Genomic DNA, 19,302 nt, shown 5'->3' on the forward strand with positions numbered 1-19,302 from the left:
ACCTCAAATGTTTAAATCCCTTAAAAATTAGTTTTAAATATTTTAAAAAGAAAAATAAAAATTTAAGTATTTTTTTAGTCGTATTCGGGGACGAATTCTCCTACTATCTGTGAGTACTCTTTTCTGATATCCTTCCATGTTTTCTTGTCTTTTAATATACTATCGGCAAGTTTTGGGGCATGATATGCTTCAACACCATATACACTCATAGGGAAAGATTCTACAAAGTCCTTTCTTACAGAACCTCCACCGCATCCGATGGCCGGAACTTCAAGACCTTCTTTCTCCAGTTTTTCAACCACTTTAGGGAAAGCAGTCATGGTAGTTGTCATCAGAGCGGTTCCAGTCATAAATATTGGTTTGTATTCTTTCACAGCTTTTACAATCTCTTCAGTAGGTACATCTCTACCTAGATCTACCGCATTATATCCATTAGCCCTTAAAAACATTACTACTAAATTTTTACCTATATCGTGGGGATCTCCTTCAGCAACAAAAGAAACTACAGTTCCTTTAGTTTCACTTTTATGGCCCAGAGCTTCTTCACTTTCTTTTAAACCTTCCATCATGGAATCTCCAGAAAGCATTAGGTCGGGGAGGAAATAAAAGCCTTTGGTATAAAGTTCGTTAACCGCATCCATTCCTTTCATTAAACCGTTGTTAATTACATCCATTGGCGATTCGCCGCTTTTTAGCCCTTCCTTAACTTTACTAACTGCTTCTTCTGTATCTCCACGGAGCACAGCCCTTGCAATTGATCTGTAAGGTTCATCTTTAGGCAAAATGGCCTGCACGTCAGGGTCATTTTCAGGTGTTATAGCTGGTCCTTCCAGTTCTACATTATATCTAACTGCTATAAAGTCTTGATCCAGTTTTGATTCTAATTCTTCCATATAACTCATCTTAACACCTCAGAGGTCATAATTTTTAGGATTAAAGTCAGGTACTTTCCTTGAATATGCTCTTATACATTCATCAATAAATTGATCCCTGTCGGCAGGTAAATCTTCAAGGATTTTAAGTGCATTATCGAGTGAATCTCTTTCAAATCTGGTAAGATACATTTTATTTGCATCAACCGCTTCATTTATTATTTTCCCTGCTTCAATGGCAGCTGCCCTTGACCTCAGGTAAGTATCCTTACCATATTTAACTATGGCTTCACCTATCCTGTGGGCATTATCGTATGCAAGTACCAGTGCCTGAGGGTCTCTGTATTTATCTGTGAGGGTGTATAGATCTCTTAAAACTTCTTCCTGCCCGGTTTGGAGAGCTGTGTTCATGAGAGATGCTTCATACCCTGTAGCCTGTAACCATACTTCTGGAGTTGTTCCTCCCATCTCCTGTCTGTGGTAAACAGATTCATTGCTCCACACGTCTGTAACTCCACAAACCAGGTTACCCATTAAATCAGAGTGTGCACAGACTGCATTTTTACCTTCCATTGCTATTGGAACTCCGCTTATCGCTTTTATGATTGGGTTTTCATATCCGCAGTCTTTTAACGGACCAACAGCACCGCATTCAACTGCTACAAGGCTCCTTGCAGCACCCATTCCCCTTGCAAGTGCAGCAACAGTATGTGAAACATCTTTATCCAGCAGCCCTCCTGCAATGAACATAGCGGTATTCGCTTGAGAACAATCTGTGTCTCCACCAGGCCTGCAGTCGTATTTTTTACAGATATTTACGATTCTTTTCCACATATATTCCATATCTATGCTTCCAAGAACACCTATGCCGAAAAGTATTGCTCTTATATCTCCTCTAGCAATTCCATAATCGGATAATGCTTTTCCTCCCATAGTTTCTATACAGAGATCAGAAGCCCCATTTGCAGCACAGGCTTCCATAGACTCTTCAATTTTGTTATCATAATCTGATCCTCTAAGCCCTAGACCTCTTTCTTCTATTCTTATATCTGCGGGTGTCTGTCTAAGAGATACTCTGATGCCGTATTCATCATAGTATTTTTCTAAAATTTCAGCTTGAACTCGTGTGGTTTCTGCAGCCCATTCTGGATTGTTGGTCTGCTGGGAAACGTGTTCTTGCTCTAACATGAACGCAGGTAACCCTATACCGACAGCCCTTTCACAGGCACTTTGCGCTATATTACGGCATTCTGCTATCATCTTCTCTTTTGATCCTTCAGAACCTTCTACTGGAGCTACTTTTACTTCGGGTACTACGTAACCGGCACCAAACTGCATGTTCCAACGTTGACTCACTGGAAATTTCGCACGGCCGAAAACCATTTCTTCAGGTTTTTTATACACCATTTTAGTAAATCTTTTCACATTTTTCACCACTAGTTATTCATATAATAATTAATCATAATTATATAACGTTCAAATTGTTTATATTTTTGGAATTTGATAAAGAAATTAAAATTTATCGAATTAGTTAGGTAGCCAATGCATCATGGAGATATGGAAAAAATGGCAGTTGAAAATGCAGTAAAAATAATAAAAAAGCTAAAAGGAGTCCTTGACGTGCAAGAGCTTTCAGAGGAAGATAAAAAAGCTCTGCTTGAAATTGAATCTAGCAGGAAGGGAGATATGATACCTGTGGTCAACACCGGACTGGAAGAATGCATGAAACAAAATTTTCATCTGGCTGTGCTCAAGAATACAGAATTTAGGAGCCCGACAATACCTACGGTACTCCTTGTAACTGATAAAGGCAGAATATTGGGACAGGAGCTGATTTCTCCAGAAGAAAAGGAAAAATATCAAAATAGAAAAGACGCATATTTTTTAAGCCCTGAATTCGTTATTTTCAAACCTGATGAATCAACAAGGGGCATGCAAAAAGAAAAAGAATTCTTTCTTTTACCACCAGTACCTTTTCCAGAATTAGAAGATATTGAAGGAATATATGATGTAGTATCATGCAGCCCTTCAACTGAGGGTGATTCGTACCTCAAAGATAAATATGGATATCCTCAAGATCCCCACATCGCCACTATACTGGTTGGATTTTCAATACAAGATAAGAAAAACTAAGAAAAAGGAAAAATAATCTTTCTAAAGTTAGATATTAGATACTGTAAATTCGTTACGTGCTTCGATCATGGTTTTGATGTTTTCAAGGGGAGTGTTTGGAGCTAAACCACAACTTGGAGCTATTATATCTACTCCTGCTTCTAAAACTTTTTTAACTTCTTCTTTAACCTGATCAGGTGAACCTCTAAAGAGTGTTTCGCTTGAAGAAATGTTGCCTATGATTTTTGGGACTTTATCTCCTCCACCCATACTCATAGTTCTTCCGCCAACTCTTATGGTTTTTCCTCCACCTTTAATCGCTTCTTTTGCCCTTGTTATATCTACTTTTTCTTCAATGCTTAGCCCATCAAAGCCTGTGGCCGCCATGTCTTTTATAATAGGTTCTGTGGATCCACATATGTGGAGGACTTTACTCGTGTTTATCTGTATTGCTAAGTCTTCTAATCTTGGTTTAACGATAGTTTTAAACTGTAAAGGGTCAATAAGTTCTGGAGCAGATGTTGGATCAGCGACACAGATTATATCGGGACCCGAATCAGCAATAGCATTTGCATATTCAATAGATATGTCAAGTGCTTCATCTAAAGCTGACTCAACTTCATTTTGTCTGGTTCTCATGTATCTTACAAGTTTTTCGACACCGAGCAGATGTCCTGTAAGGGTGAAAGGACCGGTAATTCCAACGATAATTGGAAGTGTATCTCCATATTTGTCCTTTAATTTCTTAATTGCTTCAAGTACAACTGGAATCCTACCTTTACTGAGAAAATCATCAGGTATGCTTATATCACTGCTGCTTTCAAACGGACTTTCCACCACCTGGGGAGTTCTATCTTTGTTACCGAGATCCACTTTACAACCCATGGCTTCAGCTTCAACTGTAAGACAGAACGGAATTCTTGCGCATTCCAGTCCTGCAAGTTCATAGAGAGAACTTCCGAGTGCTGCCATTTTTTCCGCGTCACTGTGGGCTTCTGGCCAAAATGCGTCTGTTTTTTCCATAGCTTCAGTTATACCAAGTTGTGTGACGCTGACTACTGGTGTAACGTCGGTTTCTTCATCTCTAAGTACTGCAAGTACATTTTCTTTTAGATTCATAAAACTCACTGTACTTAATATGTTATTTAAATTGTTTAAATTTTTGGTGTCAATTTTATCTACATAAAAGCTGGAAAGACATCTGTTAAAACATTCCAAACGTAAAATTCAGGATATCCACCTAATTAAAAATGATTTATTTGAAATTAATATTTTTCATTTTTATTTTTCGGCTGATTAAGTTATTATTTGTTTTAAAAATCTAATTTAATGAGCTGTTTTTATATTATGAATGGTTAAAACTATATATTACTAATTACAAATATATTAATAATATTTACAGGCCCAATGAAATATTTTTAAAATATGCAGCTAAATGGAGGTAATTTAAATGAAAAAATATCTAGCATTGCTGATATCTCTCTTAGCATTAAGTCTTCTGGTTTCAGGAGCATCTGCAGCACAAAATCAGAACACTGCAACACATCCTGTAATAAAAACAGGATTAGTTAAGGTAAACAAAGAGTTTAGGGTAATTTTAGAAAGTAACCCTACTACTGGTTATTCCTGGACGGCTAAATTCGATCCAAATTATATAAAGCTTGTAAATTCAAAATATGTACCTTATAAAACTTCAAATAACGTCGTTGGATCTGGAGGAGTCCAGATATTTACTTTCAAAGCGATTAAAAAAGGATTTTCACGAATTAGATTTGAATACCAGAGATCATGGGAAACTGTTCCCCCTATAAAAGTAGAAACTTATAACATATTCGCTTTTAGATGGATATAGTTTAGATGCTATAGAAATGTTTGGGGTATTAATTTAAAGTTTGTTGAAACGTGGTAAATGAACTATCAAGGATTTTTGTGGCTGCAAAATCTTTTATATGCCGCAAAATACTTTGGTACTTTTTGCGTCATTTAATTAATAAAAAATGTATCTGTAAAATTGTGAGTATAAACCCAAGCAGTGCTCCTGTTATGACCTGCCCTACAGTGTGCCTTTTCAAATAAACTCTACTCCACATTACTATTGGAATAATTGCGGCAAATATGGCTCCAAAAGGACCGAAAGTATAAATTAACACGACTGTGGGTCCTGCAACTCCCATTGCATGGATGCTGATTTTCCAGTAAAGATTTATAAAAAACACGATGAGCGTGTTTAAAAAGTAGCTGAACATTAAAATAGTAGTCATAACTGGTGCATTTAGGGTATATAAAACTGCAGCCCCTATAAAATAAAATAAAATCACTATGATAAGGGGATAATTCCTATCCTTCCTTTCAGGTATATCCATGTCCATTTCCTGACCATGAATGCGTTTACCTTCAATCCATCTAAGTACAAATAAGACGGGCAATATGCATGTAAAAATGGCACATATGGTTGTTATCACTATAAAATCATGGAAATTCAGAAAATAGTAGTTTATTATTGCAAATGCAGGAATTGAAATTATGGGGGCATATGCAACATATGAAATAAACACTGCAAACTGTTTTTTAAAGTCATCTTTGATAAAATAGCATGTCATAGAATTACCTAATGATACAAACATTGAATGTAGTGCATATTTAAATTTTTGTGATAATAAGATTTAGATATATTTAATTTTTAGATTATTAACTGTTTCTACTTACCACATTTAGGTGATATGCCATGGATACAGGAAGTATGTGTCAAAGAGTTAAATTCTTAAAAACTCATCCGGAGCAAGACTAGTAGCTAGCATCACCATGTTGATATCTTTATGATCGGTCCAACTGCTGTATTTTCTGTTTTCATCATTTATCCAGAATTGATCTATATTTTCCCCAGCGGGTTTATATCTTAAGAGAGATTCAACCCGCTGCTGCATGGAATTATTAAACAAGTCGGGATTCTCTTTGATTAGCCCATGCAACTTTTCAACACCTTTTAAACCAATTGATAATCCAAGTTCGCGGAAAGCAAGGCGGTACCCTCCCGGAAGATCTAGGGAGTTACCTGCCACAAAAGATCCAAGGCAGGGTAATGATGAGTTTATAATTGTTTTAAGCAGGTTGTTGTAAGAAAAATCGTGCACTATCAATTGCGCGGTTCTTGATGCATCTGATAATAGGCCGCCGATGCCTAAAGGATCATTTGTAACCATACTTTGGCCCCTGCAAATATGGGCCATATCATTTATCTCGGCACTGAGATTGAATTCATACAGCTGTTCGAAATCCTTAGCTGCGGCCTGCAGTTCGCTGTAGGTTATGAAACCATCGAGGGGGTCGTGCTGCCCCATGGCAAAAACAAGGGGATAGGTAAGGTCAATGCTCATTTTCCAGTGCATCCTTTTTTGGTGGTTTGAAGATGGGGCATAGGTAAAACTGGCATGAACAGCTTGTGCTAGCTCAATTGCCCATCGTAAATAGCTTGGGTTTCCAGAAACTTGACTAACTCGGTTTAAAGCGTGCATCCACTTTGTCAGGTAATGGTAGTACTGTCCATCTTGATCCCATTCCTGGCTCTCATCGAACCGTTCATTATGTTTGCGTTCGGGCAGCGGCTTTCCAATCCTAAGACCTCCTTTTGTGGGATGTAGTTCCCCTTCACCCTCGTCAAAGCCGCTGATCCATCCTGGGCGTGGATCGTCTGCACGGTGTTTGCCTAATGTATGGTGCACCTGGTTAACTAACTGGAATGCGAGATTTAAATAAGTTTTATCATCCGTCTGGCGGAAAAGTTCAAGGAAATTACAGACTGCAAATGCATCTGTCCATAAATAACGTCTAGGATTTGATTTAACTGGCTCAAGGCCAGTTGAACTTGCAAAATCAAGCATAATTTCTTTAACTGAATTAAGATCCGTTTTTTGCATATTTTTCACCAAAATTTTATCATACCTATTTATCAATTTGGGCATACTTATAATTTGTCGTGGTTTAAATGAGTTATTTTTATTTTATGGGATTTATTAGGCAGTATTTTTTATTTATATAGTTTAAAAATAGATTTTTTTTAATTTTTGGTTATAAATTGATATTTAAAAATAGTAAATGAAAAACAATAAAAATTTTGTAGATAAGATCTAAAATATTATTCTGGATATAAATCTCTTAGGGCATCTTTAAATGGCGCGGGCCATAGACCACTTTTATCATCCACTTCTTTAAGTGTTAACCAGCCGCCTGTTCCTGGATTATCACTAAAAATGTAGCAATAAATGTCATAAAAAATGTCACTGTATAATTTTTACTTTTTCCTGTTGTAAGATCAACATAAACATATCCAACTAATTGATCATCGTAGCCTCCTTGCCAGCTACTAATGAAGGTATATATTGGTACTTTCCAGATGTCTTTACCATTTAAAGTTATTTTATGAGATTCCCCAACTGTTTCGTCACCAGTACTTTGAATATCTGCAATATATTGTGCTTTCAGTGCATCCAATGACTGCCATGTATTCACAGGCGGGTTTAAATCTCCATTTTGTTTGCTCATCAATGTTTTTGCATCAACAGTAACAATCATTGAATCATCCATTTTAACTATCCAGTACTTTTTATCAGGAGTTAAAGAAGTATTAAATGTATGGGATGTATAAAAACCGCTTACTCCTTGATATAAGCGTGCTATAGATATAGCAGTTGTTTTGGGAGTTGAATTATCAAATGTGGTGTAATCTTTGGAAAAGTCCTCTGGAAAAGTTTCATTTGTTGAAGATTCATTTACTGAATTCAATCCATCTGTTATATTTTTAGCCGATGAATTTAAATCATGTAAATTTCTAGGAGACATTGAATTATTAGCATTGACGGAACTGGAAAATATGGTTATTCCTATGCTGAATAAAGCGATTATAATGCATATTAAACAGCCGAAAATTAGTAAATTTTTCTTTTCCATGATTAAATTTCCTTTATTTGTTATAAGTAAACTTTAAGAGGAAAATATTATTCTAAAAAATTAAAAAAATATGAGAATTGTTTTTTGATTTTTATAAGCTTGAAATTAGGTCAATATGTAACTATTAGATGGATTTGTGATGAGTTGGCGATTAGCAGAGCTGCAGTTATTAGGAAGAAGAATGCATCATCAATCCTTAAATTTTTGTGGTATAAGTTGGAAAGGAAAATAGCTACTAAACCAAGGAACACTCCAAGACCCAGCATAGCAAATATTTCCATTTTGAGATCATATCCTATGGACAAAAGGATTATACCTGCCATAGCAACATTTCCTATGGAATTCCAGGGCTTATTATTCCTGTAAGCCGTCCATAATCCATATGTTAAACAACATAATAAAAGGCCAATAATTAACCATAGGCCTAAATGTACAATATCTATAATGATCACCCCCATTGTGCTTCATAGACGGTAACAACACCAGCAAATATAAGGCAGGGATTACCGGTAGCTATACCTGCACCTATACCGGCACATCCAAGTATTTTCAAACCCGTACGAGGCCAGTCAATAGTATATCTCATCCCTTTGATTTTTTGCATTTCTTCATTACTCAATATTGTACCACTAGCAAGTTGTTTATCGTTTGAATTATTTGTTATAACTAATGCGTCTCCACTGTAGGCTACTTTAAAATTGGCCATAGTCATGTTAATGTTTCCAATGCTCGGATCTGCAAGATAAACTGTTTTATTGGTTATATTTGTTATAACACTGTATTGTCCTTCTCCGATGGTTAAATACACTATATTGCCTGATTGAAGATTATCAACCGATAAACTCATTCCATATGCAAATAAACCTTCACTTTGTGCTGCTTGAGCAAGTCCATACATTGTTGTTCCAGTTCCATCTGTTCCAGCAAGAGTTGCAAGTTGATCTTGTGTAATGTTAATGTCAAAGTAATTTTGCACAACTGTAGCAAGTGCTGCAGGCCCACAATTATGATCTGTATTTGCCATTATGATTCCAGTGGTGTTTTTCTGAGATATGTCATCATTCAAATTTTTTGTGGATGTATGGAATGATTTATTGGTATTGTTAACTACAATTGTATCATTAGGTGTATCGTTTATACTTGCTTGAATGTTGTTTACAGAGCTTCCTGTACAGTTGGCAGCAGATACTGCTCCTGTAAACATAACTACCATGGTAAATAGGCTTATAAAAACTAAAATTTTTGTTAAATTATTCATACTTCACCTCTTATTAATGTAATTAGTTACTTACATAAAATGGAAAGTATGTATTAATTAACATTTTCCCTTGTAAAAGTATTTTACCATTGTTTAGCGATATTGAAGGCTTAATACTGGTAAAATTTAGTAATTAAATCAAATAATCAAAAATTTCAAAAAAATAGAGAATTAAATTAAGAAATGATGATTATTTGATCTAACCAAAAACTCAAAAAAGAAAGCTCAATCCCAAACACAAAGCCTGAAAATATAACCATCACAGCTTTTAACGCCAACTGCAACATCTCTCGCTTCTTTCATATCTGCATTGGCTGCAATTGTAATATTAAGCTGAGCTTCTGTGAGGTTGTATTTGGTGCTGTTAAGTGTCTGGTTTAAATAGGCGCCTGCTGCCTGTCCCGCTTCTTTGGTCCCGCTTTGGTCATTATTATGGGTATACAGTATATTGGCGACATTTTGAAGGACTGAAGGATCTTCAGGCCCTTTTTTGTAAGCTGCCATGGTTTCTAAGACATCTTGAGCGTTATGGGAGAGGCGAATCTGTGAAGATAATGGGGATTCATTTACACTGGCCACTGCAGCTAGTGCAATAAAAACAATTACTAGAGCAAGTACTGCGTCTAGAGTAAACACGAATCCATTATCTTCCATAAAATCATCCATTTTCAGTTAGTTACATGTCCTAATCTGTCAATGGATTATTTATATGGTCCTATTCTCCAATTATTGAATTATAAAATAAGAGAACTGTAAAGAAATCATTTTTCCCTTACAGCTTTTACAACATCATCTTTTTTCTTTATGGCAGCTAAGGCAGCATTTTGGACCTTTTCTTTCATGATTTCAAAGTCTTCAGGGGTGGTATCTCCAACCACCTTTTTAATTTTGGTATAAGCTGCTTCTCTAAACAGAGGTGTTAATGCTTCTTCAGCGCCGTCTCTTATGAGTTTAGCTTTTCCAGTGTCGTCGACATAACCAATTTCAGCTATATCTACATTAGCTCCAGAAACTGCCTTTTTAACTTCTTCAGCAATATCTTCCGGCGCGATTATCATTAAAGAATCTACTGAAACTCCAAGTGGGTCTATATCCAGCTTTTCAAGCATTTCCAGTACCTTTGGATTTATCAGTCCCCTTATCTTATCGTCGAAAACTGTTAACCCAACTCCAGTAGTGCTTGCGATTTCATGTGCGTCTCCTCTAAGACCTCCGTTTGTAACGTCGGTCATTGCATGGACTTCTGGAAGTAACCCTGCATTAGAAATGGCTTCAGATGCTTTTATGAAACTGACATCCATTGTTTCGTCCACCACGTCGAACATACCGTGGTATATTGCAGTTGTGGTTATGGTCCCTCCTCCAGAACCTTCAGTCATTAAAATAACATCTCCTTTTTCGGCACGTTTCCTTGCAGTTGGAGGATATTCAGATACTCCTACTGCACCCACTGCACTTACCAGTCTATCACCTAAAACCATGTCTCCACCGACTCTGAGAGTACTCCCTGCTACAAGAGGCACGTTTACAAGTTCTGAAACTGCACAGACTCCTGCAGTAAAATCAAAGAGTTTTCCAACATCTCCATCGTCTGCAAGGTGAAGATCACTTAGTATCGCGACAGGGTCAGCTCCCATAACGCACACGTCTCGAAGTGATGCCCTGGCAACGTGAAATCCTCCTAAGAACGGATATTCACTTAAACGGGAGTGTATTCCATCAACAGCTGTTGTCACGTAAATATCGTTGGATCCAACACTTTTTTTGATTACTCCTCCGTCGTCCTGGGCTTCAGGTGTTATAAATGCGTTTGTATGGGTGCTTGACACGATATCTGCGATTCTCCTGTGAACGAAGAAATCTCCTTCTCCCCTGGAACCGACACCGATTTCTCCCATTTTAACGTCTGCTTTTGGATAATTTATTAAATCCCTCAGGAAATCATCTGGATGAGATTCAATTGTTAAGGTGTTTTTAACCTCTTCAATCACAGCAGATGCCATTTTAGAAGCTTGTTCTGGGTTTATATTTTTATATTCTAATATTTTGTCCCTTAAACTATTTTCAACGGATTTTTCATCATTCTGATTTATTGCCTGTCTTACAAAGCCTTCTATGTCCACGTGATATCTCCTTGAATGTTTTAAATGAAATTTTATGATTTATAATCGACTTAATTTTATATTTTAATTGATCTTTATTGTAACTCTATTACACTTAAATATATAATTATAATATTCAAAAAGATCATATTTAATCTAAGGAGTATATTGGCTAGATTATGTTGGGCTTATGATTATTTAGGATAAAAATAGTTTAAAATGGTTTAATCTGGCTTTAAAGTGAATAACATTTGAATTTATAATTTAACTGGATGGTGAGGTAATTATGAAAAGAGATGTTATTAAGATTAATGAAGAAAAATGTACAGGATGTGGCGAATGTATTCCTGGCTGTCCTGAAGGAGCTTTACAGGTAATTGAAGGAAAAGCAAGACTGATCAGTGATTTATTCTGTGACGGTTTAGGGGCATGTATTGGAAACTGTCCTCAGGGAGCTATAGAAATTGAACAGAGAGAAGCTGAGCCTTATGATGAAAATAAAGTTATGAAAAATATAATAAGGGGAGGGCCCAGTGTTATAATGGCCCATTTAAAGCACCTATCTGATCACGGCCAGAAAGACCTTCTTAATCAGGCTGTTGATTTTCTAAAAGAAAGGAATATTGATATCCCTGACTATGAGAAAGGATCATCATTTGAGTGTGCTTGTCCGGGTTCAATGGCAGTGGATTTGAGTCAAAAGCCTGAAACTGAAAATGAACCTCAGATAAGGGTTAGCCCTGAACTTAGAAACTGGCCGGTGCAATTACAGCTTTTAAATCCAAATGCACCCTATTTTAAAAATGCAGACCTTTTGATCTCAGCGGACTGCGCACCGTTTGCATATGCTAACTTCCATCAGGAATTCTTAAAGGACAAAGTTTTAATAATTCTCTGCCCGAAGCTGGATAAGACTATAGATATTTATGTGGATAAATTGACTGAAATTTTCCAAAAACAGGACATAAACTCTATTTCAATAGTACATATGGAAGTTCCATGCTGTTCAGGAATTGAAGTTATAGTCAGGAGAGCATTAGAGAAAGCTCAAAAGGATATACCTCTTAAAGACTACACTATTTCTATATCTGGTGAAATGATACAGACAAAATAAAAATGTAATTAAAGGTTTTATTATCCTTTAATTTTTTTAATTTAAAAAATTTTATTATTTGGAGGGAATACTCTTTACAAAATTCTTTAAAATGTTTAAACCCACTTCGCCGCTTTTTTCTGGGTGAAATTGAGTAGCAAAGACATTATCTCTGCACACAGCTGCAGTTAAGTCAATTCCATAGCTGGTAGTTGCAGCTATTATATCTTCGTCATCTGGCTTTGCGTAATAGGAGTGGACAAAGTACATATAATCATTTTCAATTCCATTGAGTATTGAACATTCATTTACAATTTTCAGGTTATTCCATCCCATATGTGGTATTTTAAGGCCTTCTTCTGGAATTTTCACCACTTCGCCTTTAAATATATCGAGACCTTTTACTCCTTTATTTTCCTGGCTTTTTGTAAATAATACCTGTAGTCCCAAACAAACCCCTAAAAATGGTTTTCCATTATTTATGTGTTCATGAATTATGTCTTTGTAGCTTTCAAGGTGTTCCATAGCTGTTCCAAATGCACCAACTCCGGGTAGGACCAGTGCATCAGCTTTTTCCATTTCATGGATATCCTGGGATATTACTGTTTCTTCACCTATCTTTGTGAATCCATTTTTAATGCTTTTGAGGTTTCCGGATCCATAATTAATTATAACTATCATATTTACCCATTTTTAATCATTTAAAAAGTGTTTAAGGGGATATTGATTTATCTTGTGCTGCTCTGACATAGAAGTCATTTACACGTATGGTATCGTTTAGATGTGGTGTTGAAACCTCGTGTAAAACTGTGTTTTCCATTGCAACTATTGAATGAGGTTTTCCTGGTTCTATTCTTACTGTGTCGTTCTTTCCAAAGTATTCTTTTCTGTCTTCAAATTCTATGTAACCAGAACCGCTTACTATGTACATAGTTTCATCTTTTTCAGAGTGGTAATGGAAAGAGGTTTGATATCCTTCTCTTATGAATAATTCTTTTGTCAGGTATTTTTCTGTGTAAATAAGGACCTTTTCATAGCCCCATGGTTTATCTTCCCTGTTTTTATATTCTTTCTTGATCTGTTCCAGTTCTTTGGATGTATCAATTGCCATCCAGAAAAGGCCATCTTCTTTGTAGTAACCGAGCTGGTTTTCGTTGGCCATCATTGGGAATACTGTCTTTTCGATGTCTCCAATTTCGAAATCCCCGAAATTAATTTCTCCGTTTGAGAAATAAATTCCTCCATTGATATAATAATCGAGAACAGGTTTTTCCTTGAATGATACCAGTTTATCTCCACTAACTTCAACTATTCCATACGGAGAAACCATTTTAGTTATAAACATGGAAAGAGGATAATCAGATTTTTCGCCTTGATGAATCATTTTCTTGAGATTTAAATCTGCAACAACGTCTCCATTCCTTATTACGCATTGTTCTTTGTCGTTTACGTGTTCCATACCTAATCGAATAGCATTTAAAGTTCCGAGTGGTTCATCTTCAATTACATATTCAATTTTCATCCCGTTAAAATCATTACCATACCTTTCTTCGATTTTTTCACTTAAAAATCCAGTTAAAAGGAGTACACGATCCACACCAGCGTTTTTAAAGTCGAACATCTGTTTATCAAGAATTGTGTAGGTATCGTGACCTTCTAAAATTGAATAATCGTATTTAATTTCAACTAATGGCTTTGGAACTTTCTCTGTAAGCGGTCTTAATCTTTTACCAAAGCCCCCGCAAAGTATCATACCTGCTGTTTTGCTCATTTTATCACCATTTACTTATTAGTATAATATTTTGTTTTTATAAGATATTAATACTTTATCTTTACTTATTAAGAGTGAATTAATTTAATTTTGACTATCTAAATTTTCTCAATTTGATTATGTCAGTTATAACTTTAAACTTAACTTAAAATCTCCCTTAAAACTTCACCGAAGTCAGATTGTACTATGTTATCAGTACCTAATGTTTTGGAGTGTGCATCAAGTTCTGTAACGACGTATTTGTATCCTATCTTTTTTAAGGGCTCTACTAATCTAGGACCGTCTGTTATTGCAAGGGTATCTGCATCTATGGTTTCTATTGGTACTGCATGAGGCACTCCTGCAACAATTACGAAATCGATATTTTTATCCTTTAGGGCTTTCGCAGCTTTTTCACCAGTTATGGGATATTCATCAAGCCCTCCTGTTATTATATCGATATTTACTCCATTATTTTTGAGTTCTTCTTTAATATTTGCTGCATGCTGTCTTATTCTTGGAAGTCCAATATTTTCATCAAGATTTGCAATTACAATAGGCTTATTTTCGCTGTTTATTTTCTCAAATGGAATTTTCAAGATATCAGCAAAAAGGTAAGAAGTTTCTTTTTTTGCATTGAGGATAATAGCGGTTTTTGCATTGTTTTTAAGCTTTTCTATGAGTATATTTGCTATTTTCTGCTTTTCGTCACCATAAGATGGGGCTATATAGCCTCCCTGTGCCATTCCACGGGTTTTTTCGATTTCTGTTGCTAATTTAAGCATTTTTGACTGCCTTTCACATTCTGCAACTGGTATAATCCCGTCTTTACTTGCAGCTTCCAGTACTGCTATGGCCCCTTCTGTATTGTCTCCTTCACTTAATCCACCATGGGATTCTACAGCAATTACTGTTGCATTTATATTTGCACTTTGGATTGCTTCTTTCAAGTCTTCTCCGATTATCATACTTGCACAGGTTCCAACGATCCCCACAAGTTTTGGAGAAAACATTGACTCTACTTCTTTTAATGTTTCTTCCAGTTTATCCGAAGCTCCAAAAATAAAGTCATTTTCAGACATTGCAGTAGTTACAACTCTCACTCCGTCATTTTCAAGGAGCCTCCCTGTTCTAAAACAGCAGCCGTGAGGGCCGTGAAGTATAATAACATCGGCATTCATGTCTCTTAATGTGTATAATGATGCAGCAATTGGACTTGGTCTTGGATGCAATTTTTCACCTCTAAAGTAACTGATTTCGTTGAATATGTATTTTAGTAGCTTTATCAATTTAAATAAGCTTAATGTTGTTTAGTTTTATGTTAAAATATTAAATCGGCTAATATTTTTAACACAATATTTTTTCTTTTAAGCCTATATTAACTCTGGTAAATATAAGATTTAAGGTGAGGAGTTGTATAATAATTGTATATGTTTAATTAATATTTTAATAAATTAAAGTCTTGAATTGAAATTTAAATGGATGTAATGCTGTGGGGGCATGGTTAGTATAAGCTCTAAATTATTAGCACTGGTTATGATGGCGGCACTATTATGCTTTGTAATAGTTAACCAGCAATATGCTATGGATAATAAGCAGAGTATAGAAATTAAAACTCCTCAAACTTTAGAAACTCAAGTCTTAGGTAGCACTGGTAAAGGAACGGTAACTAAAATGGGCCCCTATGGAAATCCAAGTTCAAACCGAAAAATCGCGATTATAGTTGGGGTACACCCCCTTGAAGCAAATGCGCATAGAGCTATTGTAGAATCTATTTTAAACCATTCTAACACTCTTAATAGTTCATATTATATTTACAGTGTCGATGTTATTGAAAATACCAATGATTATAAGAATGGGCGAATAAATGGTCAGCAGCTGGCCAATAAATATGTGGTTTCTGATATAAAGAAGAATCATTTTAAACTGGTAATAGATGTGCATTCCAATAGGGGTAAAGATGCAGGTTATAAAGAAAATATGTTTTTATCAGTGCCAGCAAAGTCTGATAAGTCTAAATCAATCGCGTCTAAGATTATAAAAGATATCCCATGGCTTGTTTATTATATACCTCCAAATGGGAGAGGTCCTAAAAGTCCTAAATATGTAACAATTCCTTTAATTAACTCTAAAATACCTTCAATTGTATATGAAACATATATGTATGAACCATATGGAACTACACTGGAACATGCAAATGAATTTATTAAGACGGTAGATAGTATTAAACTGAACTAACATGTTCAAAGTGGATTTATCTAAAGCTTTTTTTAACTTTAAAATACATCTATGATACAACTCGGTTACTAACTTAAATGATTTATTCTAAAGTGGTAAAAGAATGATAATTAAAAGTGTAATCACTGGAAAATTCGTAGACAGGCCAAACAGGTTCACTGTGACATTTCAACGTGGAAAGAAATTAGAAAATGCTCATTTGAGGGATCCTGGACGACTTAAAGAACTTTTAACTCCTGATGCTGATTTACTTTTAAGACATGCATTGAAGTTAGGAAATAGAAAGACAAAATATGATGTGATAGGAGTTTTAAAAGGTGATCTGTGGATATTGATAAATTCAGGATTTCACAGTGACATTGCAGCTGATTTAATAGATTCTCAGATAATAGATGAATTTAAGGGATACTCTGTCTTAAAAAGAGAATATACATATGGTAAAAGTAGAATTGATTTTCTTCTGGCAAATGGGAATGAAGAAAAGATGCTTGTTGAAGTTAAAGGATGTACTCTAGTTGAAGATGGGCTGGCGCTATTTCCTGATGCGCCAACTTCAAGGGGTAAAAGACATGTTGAGGAGCTTATTTCCGCTAAAAAAGAAGGCTTGAAGGCATCAATTCTTTTCCTTATATTTTGCGAAGATGCGGTAGAATTCTCGCCAAACTTTAAGATGGATCCTGAATTTTCAGCATCATTAGAAATGGCTTATAAAAACAGAGTTAATGTAGTTGCTTATTCATTTAAAAATAATTTAAAAAAAGAAAGTTTGGAAATAACTCCTTTGAAGAGAGTTAAAATAAGTTTTAAAAATTAAATCAAATTTTTAATCAGTTATTATTGATTTTCCAATTTTTCAAACTCTTCTGGTTTTCCAATTCCAAGTATTACGTCTCCAGCACGTATTACATAGTCTCTTGGTGGATCTATGGTTAAATCACCTTTTTTCCCAACACCAACCAGTACAACTCCTGTCTTTTCGTGTATATCTGCTTCACGCACTGTTTTACCGTTGAAATAACTTTTTTCAGCTATTTCTACCTCTTTCATTTCCCTGTTTTTGTGTTCTGCAAGGACTTCCTGGACAAACATGGCTTCATATCCGTCGTCGATACTCTTTTGCATAAGCCTTCCAGAAATTACAAATGGGGATATAACTTGATTTGCCCCTGCAAGCTGTATTTGCTCTATGTTTTCATAACGCTGAACTTCTGCAATTATTCTAACATCTTGATCTAATTTACGGATGCTTAGTATACAGTGGATTGTTTGAGAATCAGATTCCATATCTACAATTATGGCCTTAGCTCCGACTACATTGGCTTTTTCAAGGTCTTTGACGCGTGTAGGGTCTCCATGTACAAATGAAGCTCCATTTTTCAGTGCTTTTTTCTTCACTTCTTCATTTTCGTCAACTACAAAAACTGCATTGTCTTTTCCAATTTCTCTGATACATTCTGCTGTACTTTCAGTCCACCCGCATATTACAACATGCTGTGATTTTTTCACTTTAATCAGCCCCATTAACTTCATCTGCTGTCTTTCAAACAGGAATTCCAAAATCTCTCCCACTGCAATTGCAAAACTTCCAATACCCAGCACTATAAGTGAGATAGCGAAATACATGCCTAAAGGAGTTTTAGGGCTGTAATCCCCATATCCTACAGTTCCTATGGTAACAAAAGTCCAGTATAATGATACGGTCCATGTCTGGTTTTCTATCAGGTGGAATCCAATTACTCCGTAGGCAATCACTACAAATATCCATATTAGAATACGAGTCATACGTATTTTGATCAAGTTAGGGAGGTGTTTCCTTAATATTTCTATTATCACTACCATTTAGATTACCTTGAAACTATGCATTTATAAGTTACTTCCTGAGGAAGAAGAACCATACTGCGAGAACTATAATTGCAATTATGATAATTATGATGATAATTGCAATCCACCATCCCGATCCATCGTCAGTTGAACCGTCATCTGTATCATCGTCATCATCGCCACTGTGAATCTTTTTAGCAGCTTTAGTTTTAATGCCCCCCTTAAGTAAAGGAACTGCGTTATCTAAAACAACTGAATTACTAGCTTGTAGGATGTTAGACCCTGTAGAACTTGTTTCCTGAGCAAAAACTCCGCTTGGGGCTCCAAGAAGCCCACATATCAAAAATATCGCTATTATATATGTTAATATCTTCATTTTAAATCCCCTCTAATTGGTATTATCTGATATGATTAATAATTATAAAAAGGTTTGCTTATTAATGCGGGGTCAGATTTTATAATGCATTAAGTCTACGCTCATGCCAGAATATTGTGTAAATAATATCGCTTCATTTTCATGTGATTACTGGTTAAATAAATTGCATTTTTTAAAATAAATCCCATACAATCAATTAAAACTACAATTTAACATAAAGTATAACTCATGCACAGGATCATGGACATGAGCGAGTCTTAAAATAATAATTTGTGAAGATTTAAGATGTTTTGTAGAATATAATAAAAATAGAAAAAACCCACAAACACAAGGTGCTTGGGGATTTTGAATAAATTAAAAATTTAAATTATTTCCTTTTAGATAATCCCATTCCAGCAAGAACCATTAAAGTTGCTGTTAGGGCTCCTGCAATAGGAACTCCTGTTTTTTGCATTGGAATGGTTCTTTCTGTTGTGTTAGTTACCTCAGGTGTTTCTGAATAAGGATCAACGGTTACATTTGCCTGATTATTGTCCAGATTTGGGTCAGTACCTAAATCATCGTCTGCTGCAGACACGCCTGGGATGACTAAAAGACCTAAAATTAAAAGGATAGCTAATATTCCGGTATATGTCTTCATTTTAAACCTCCATTTTATTCTTTTATTACCTACTATAAATAATAGGTATAAAAATGTTTTTGTGTTTTAAACAATTTTATCATTTAAGCCACGATT

The 19,302-nt window shown here is 35.4% G+C and carries 21 protein-coding genes; 5 read left to right on the forward strand and 16 right to left on the reverse strand.

Going from position 1 to position 19,302, the window contains the following annotated elements:
• Nucleotides 1-74 precede the first annotated feature (74 nt).
• Together mtaC and mtaB are read right to left on the reverse strand one after the other, a co-directional pair.
• Complete coding sequence (gene mtaC, locus AAGU07_RS09690) at nt 75-902, reverse strand: methanol--corrinoid protein MtaC (RefSeq protein ID WP_342458897.1); 828 nt, start codon at nt 900-902, stop codon at nt 75-77.
• Nucleotides 903-911: 9 nt separating this feature from the next.
• Entirely contained in the window at nt 912-2,297 is a 1,386-nt protein-coding gene (mtaB, locus tag AAGU07_RS09695; RefSeq protein WP_342458898.1) for a methanol--corrinoid protein co-methyltransferase MtaB, read from the reverse strand.
• 141 nt (nt 2,298-2,438) lie between these two features.
• Between mtaB and AAGU07_RS09700 the strand changes: the two genes are divergently transcribed.
• A complete protein-coding gene (locus tag AAGU07_RS09700; RefSeq protein WP_342458899.1) occupies nt 2,439-3,005 on the forward strand; it encodes a hypothetical protein in 567 nt (188 codons plus the stop codon).
• A gap of 27 nt (nt 3,006-3,032) precedes the next feature.
• Here the strand turns inward: AAGU07_RS09700 and mtaA are convergent, their stop codons facing one another.
• Nucleotides 3,033-4,103, reverse strand: coding sequence for a methylcobamide:CoM methyltransferase MtaA (gene mtaA, locus AAGU07_RS09705; RefSeq protein WP_342458900.1), 1,071 nt, complete (start codon nt 4,101-4,103; stop codon nt 3,033-3,035).
• 331 nt (nt 4,104-4,434) lie between these two features.
• Between mtaA and AAGU07_RS09710 the strand changes: the two genes are divergently transcribed.
• Nucleotides 4,435-4,836: a protease inhibitor I42 family protein gene (locus AAGU07_RS09710; RefSeq protein WP_342458901.1), complete on the forward strand. Its 402-nt coding sequence runs from the start codon at nt 4,435-4,437 to the stop codon at nt 4,834-4,836.
• A 127-nt stretch (nt 4,837-4,963) separates the two neighbouring features.
• On the opposite strand, the gene AAGU07_RS09715 is transcribed toward AAGU07_RS09710, so the two are convergent.
• From AAGU07_RS09715 to AAGU07_RS09745, 7 genes are all read right to left on the reverse strand, one after another.
• Nucleotides 4,964-5,584, reverse strand: coding sequence for a PAP2 family protein (locus tag AAGU07_RS09715; RefSeq protein ID WP_342458902.1), 621 nt, complete (start codon nt 5,582-5,584; stop codon nt 4,964-4,966).
• Between the two features lie 153 nt (nt 5,585-5,737).
• A complete protein-coding gene (locus AAGU07_RS09720; protein ID WP_342458903.1) occupies nt 5,738-6,898 on the reverse strand; it encodes a hypothetical protein in 1,161 nt (386 codons plus the stop codon).
• A gap of 298 nt (nt 6,899-7,196) precedes the next feature.
• A complete protein-coding gene (locus tag AAGU07_RS09725) occupies nt 7,197-7,928 on the reverse strand; it encodes a hypothetical protein (RefSeq protein ID WP_342458904.1) in 732 nt (243 codons plus the stop codon).
• A 110-nt stretch (nt 7,929-8,038) separates the two neighbouring features.
• Nucleotides 8,039-8,386: a hypothetical protein gene (locus tag AAGU07_RS09730; protein WP_342458905.1), complete on the reverse strand. Its 348-nt coding sequence runs from the start codon at nt 8,384-8,386 to the stop codon at nt 8,039-8,041.
• Nucleotides 8,377-9,186 (reverse strand): cysteine peptidase family C39 domain-containing protein, encoded by an 810-nt coding sequence (locus AAGU07_RS09735; protein WP_342458906.1) that lies wholly within the window; start codon nt 9,184-9,186, stop codon nt 8,377-8,379. The genes AAGU07_RS09730 and AAGU07_RS09735 overlap by 10 nt, the downstream gene beginning before the upstream one ends.
• A 225-nt stretch (nt 9,187-9,411) precedes the next feature.
• Complete coding sequence (locus tag AAGU07_RS09740; RefSeq protein ID WP_342458907.1) at nt 9,412-9,840, reverse strand: hypothetical protein; 429 nt, start codon at nt 9,838-9,840, stop codon at nt 9,412-9,414.
• A gap of 107 nt (nt 9,841-9,947) precedes the next feature.
• Nucleotides 9,948-11,309 (reverse strand): AIR synthase-related protein, encoded by a 1,362-nt coding sequence (locus tag AAGU07_RS09745; protein WP_342458908.1) that lies wholly within the window; start codon nt 11,307-11,309, stop codon nt 9,948-9,950.
• Nucleotides 11,310-11,574: 265 nt separating this feature from the next.
• On the opposite strand from AAGU07_RS09745, the gene AAGU07_RS09750 reads away from it, so the two are divergent.
• On the forward strand, nt 11,575-12,402 hold the full coding sequence (locus tag AAGU07_RS09750; RefSeq protein ID WP_342458909.1) for a 4Fe-4S binding protein: 828 nt from the start codon (nt 11,575-11,577) through the stop codon (nt 12,400-12,402).
• 54 nt (nt 12,403-12,456) lie between these two features.
• Here the strand turns inward: AAGU07_RS09750 and hisH are convergent, their stop codons facing one another.
• The 3 genes from hisH to cfbD form a co-directional block, all read right to left on the reverse strand.
• Entirely contained in the window at nt 12,457-13,062 is a 606-nt protein-coding gene (gene hisH / locus AAGU07_RS09755; protein ID WP_342458910.1) for an imidazole glycerol phosphate synthase subunit HisH, read from the reverse strand.
• Nucleotides 13,063-13,093: 31 nt separating this feature from the next.
• Complete coding sequence (locus tag AAGU07_RS09760; RefSeq protein WP_342458911.1) at nt 13,094-14,152, reverse strand: sugar phosphate nucleotidyltransferase; 1,059 nt, start codon at nt 14,150-14,152, stop codon at nt 13,094-13,096.
• 140 nt (nt 14,153-14,292) lie between these two features.
• Entirely contained in the window at nt 14,293-15,363 is a 1,071-nt protein-coding gene (cfbD, locus tag AAGU07_RS09765; RefSeq protein WP_342458912.1) for a Ni-sirohydrochlorin a,c-diamide reductive cyclase catalytic subunit, read from the reverse strand.
• 268 nt (nt 15,364-15,631) lie between these two features.
• Here cfbD and AAGU07_RS09770 point away from each other — a divergent pair, with 268 nt between their 5' ends.
• Both AAGU07_RS09770 and sfsA read left to right on the forward strand, forming a co-directional pair.
• On the forward strand, nt 15,632-16,369 hold the full coding sequence (locus AAGU07_RS09770) for a hypothetical protein (protein WP_342458913.1): 738 nt from the start codon (nt 15,632-15,634) through the stop codon (nt 16,367-16,369).
• Between the two features lie 103 nt (nt 16,370-16,472).
• A complete protein-coding gene (sfsA, locus tag AAGU07_RS09775) occupies nt 16,473-17,183 on the forward strand; it encodes a DNA/RNA nuclease SfsA (protein ID WP_342458914.1) in 711 nt (236 codons plus the stop codon).
• Nucleotides 17,184-17,203: 20 nt separating this feature from the next.
• On the opposite strand, the gene AAGU07_RS09780 is transcribed toward sfsA, so the two are convergent.
• The 3 genes from AAGU07_RS09780 to AAGU07_RS09790 all read right to left on the reverse strand — a co-directional run bounded on the left by AAGU07_RS09780 (nt 17,204) and on the right by AAGU07_RS09790 (nt 19,206).
• Nucleotides 17,204-18,208 (reverse strand): NAD-binding protein, encoded by a 1,005-nt coding sequence (locus AAGU07_RS09780; RefSeq protein ID WP_342458915.1) that lies wholly within the window; start codon nt 18,206-18,208, stop codon nt 17,204-17,206.
• A gap of 31 nt (nt 18,209-18,239) precedes the next feature.
• The gene (locus AAGU07_RS09785; RefSeq protein WP_342458916.1) at nt 18,240-18,566 is read right to left on the reverse strand and encodes a hypothetical protein; all 327 of its coding nucleotides are present in this window, start codon (nt 18,564-18,566) and stop codon (nt 18,240-18,242) included.
• Nucleotides 18,567-18,933: 367 nt separating this feature from the next.
• Complete coding sequence (locus AAGU07_RS09790) at nt 18,934-19,206, reverse strand: hypothetical protein (protein WP_342458917.1); 273 nt, start codon at nt 19,204-19,206, stop codon at nt 18,934-18,936.
• Nucleotides 19,207-19,302 lie beyond the last annotated feature (96 nt).

Source organism: Methanobacterium sp., from assembly GCF_038562635.1.
Taxonomy (GTDB): domain Archaea; phylum Methanobacteriota; class Methanobacteria; order Methanobacteriales; family Methanobacteriaceae; genus Methanobacterium_D.

Coding starts and splice junctions, on each gene's coding strand:
- mtaC (WP_342458897.1), bottom strand. CDS start 902: ATGAGTTATATGGAAGAATTAGAATCAAAACTGGATCAAGACTTTATA.
- hisH (WP_342458910.1), bottom strand. CDS start 13,062: ATGATAGTTATAATTAATTATGGATCCGGAAACCTCAAAAGCATTAAA.
- AAGU07_RS09740 (WP_342458907.1), bottom strand. CDS start 9,840: ATGGAAGATAATGGATTCGTGTTTACTCTAGACGCAGTACTTGCTCTA.
- AAGU07_RS09715 (WP_342458902.1), bottom strand. CDS start 5,584: ATGACATGCTATTTTATCAAAGATGACTTTAAAAAACAGTTTGCAGTG.
- AAGU07_RS09770 (WP_342458913.1), top strand. CDS start 15,632: ATGGTTAGTATAAGCTCTAAATTATTAGCACTGGTTATGATGGCGGCA.
- AAGU07_RS09785 (WP_342458916.1), bottom strand. CDS start 18,566: ATGAAGATATTAACATATATAATAGCGATATTTTTGATATGTGGGCTT.
- AAGU07_RS09730 (WP_342458905.1), bottom strand. CDS start 8,386: ATGGGGGTGATCATTATAGATATTGTACATTTAGGCCTATGGTTAATT.
- AAGU07_RS09790 (WP_342458917.1), bottom strand. CDS start 19,206: ATGAAGACATATACCGGAATATTAGCTATCCTTTTAATTTTAGGTCTT.
- AAGU07_RS09780 (WP_342458915.1), bottom strand. CDS start 18,208: ATGGTAGTGATAATAGAAATATTAAGGAAACACCTCCCTAACTTGATC.
- mtaA (WP_342458900.1), bottom strand. CDS start 4,103: ATGAATCTAAAAGAAAATGTACTTGCAGTACTTAGAGATGAAGAAACC.
- AAGU07_RS09710 (WP_342458901.1), top strand. CDS start 4,435: ATGAAAAAATATCTAGCATTGCTGATATCTCTCTTAGCATTAAGTCTT.
- AAGU07_RS09725 (WP_342458904.1), bottom strand. CDS start 7,928: ATGGAAAAGAAAAATTTACTAATTTTCGGCTGTTTAATATGCATTATA.
- sfsA (WP_342458914.1), top strand. CDS start 16,473: ATGATAATTAAAAGTGTAATCACTGGAAAATTCGTAGACAGGCCAAAC.
- AAGU07_RS09720 (WP_342458903.1), bottom strand. CDS start 6,898: ATGCAAAAAACGGATCTTAATTCAGTTAAAGAAATTATGCTTGATTTT.
- AAGU07_RS09735 (WP_342458906.1), bottom strand. CDS start 9,186: ATGAATAATTTAACAAAAATTTTAGTTTTTATAAGCCTATTTACCATG.
- AAGU07_RS09750 (WP_342458909.1), top strand. CDS start 11,575: ATGAAAAGAGATGTTATTAAGATTAATGAAGAAAAATGTACAGGATGT.
- AAGU07_RS09700 (WP_342458899.1), top strand. CDS start 2,439: ATGGCAGTTGAAAATGCAGTAAAAATAATAAAAAAGCTAAAAGGAGTC.
- AAGU07_RS09760 (WP_342458911.1), bottom strand. CDS start 14,152: ATGAGCAAAACAGCAGGTATGATACTTTGCGGGGGCTTTGGTAAAAGA.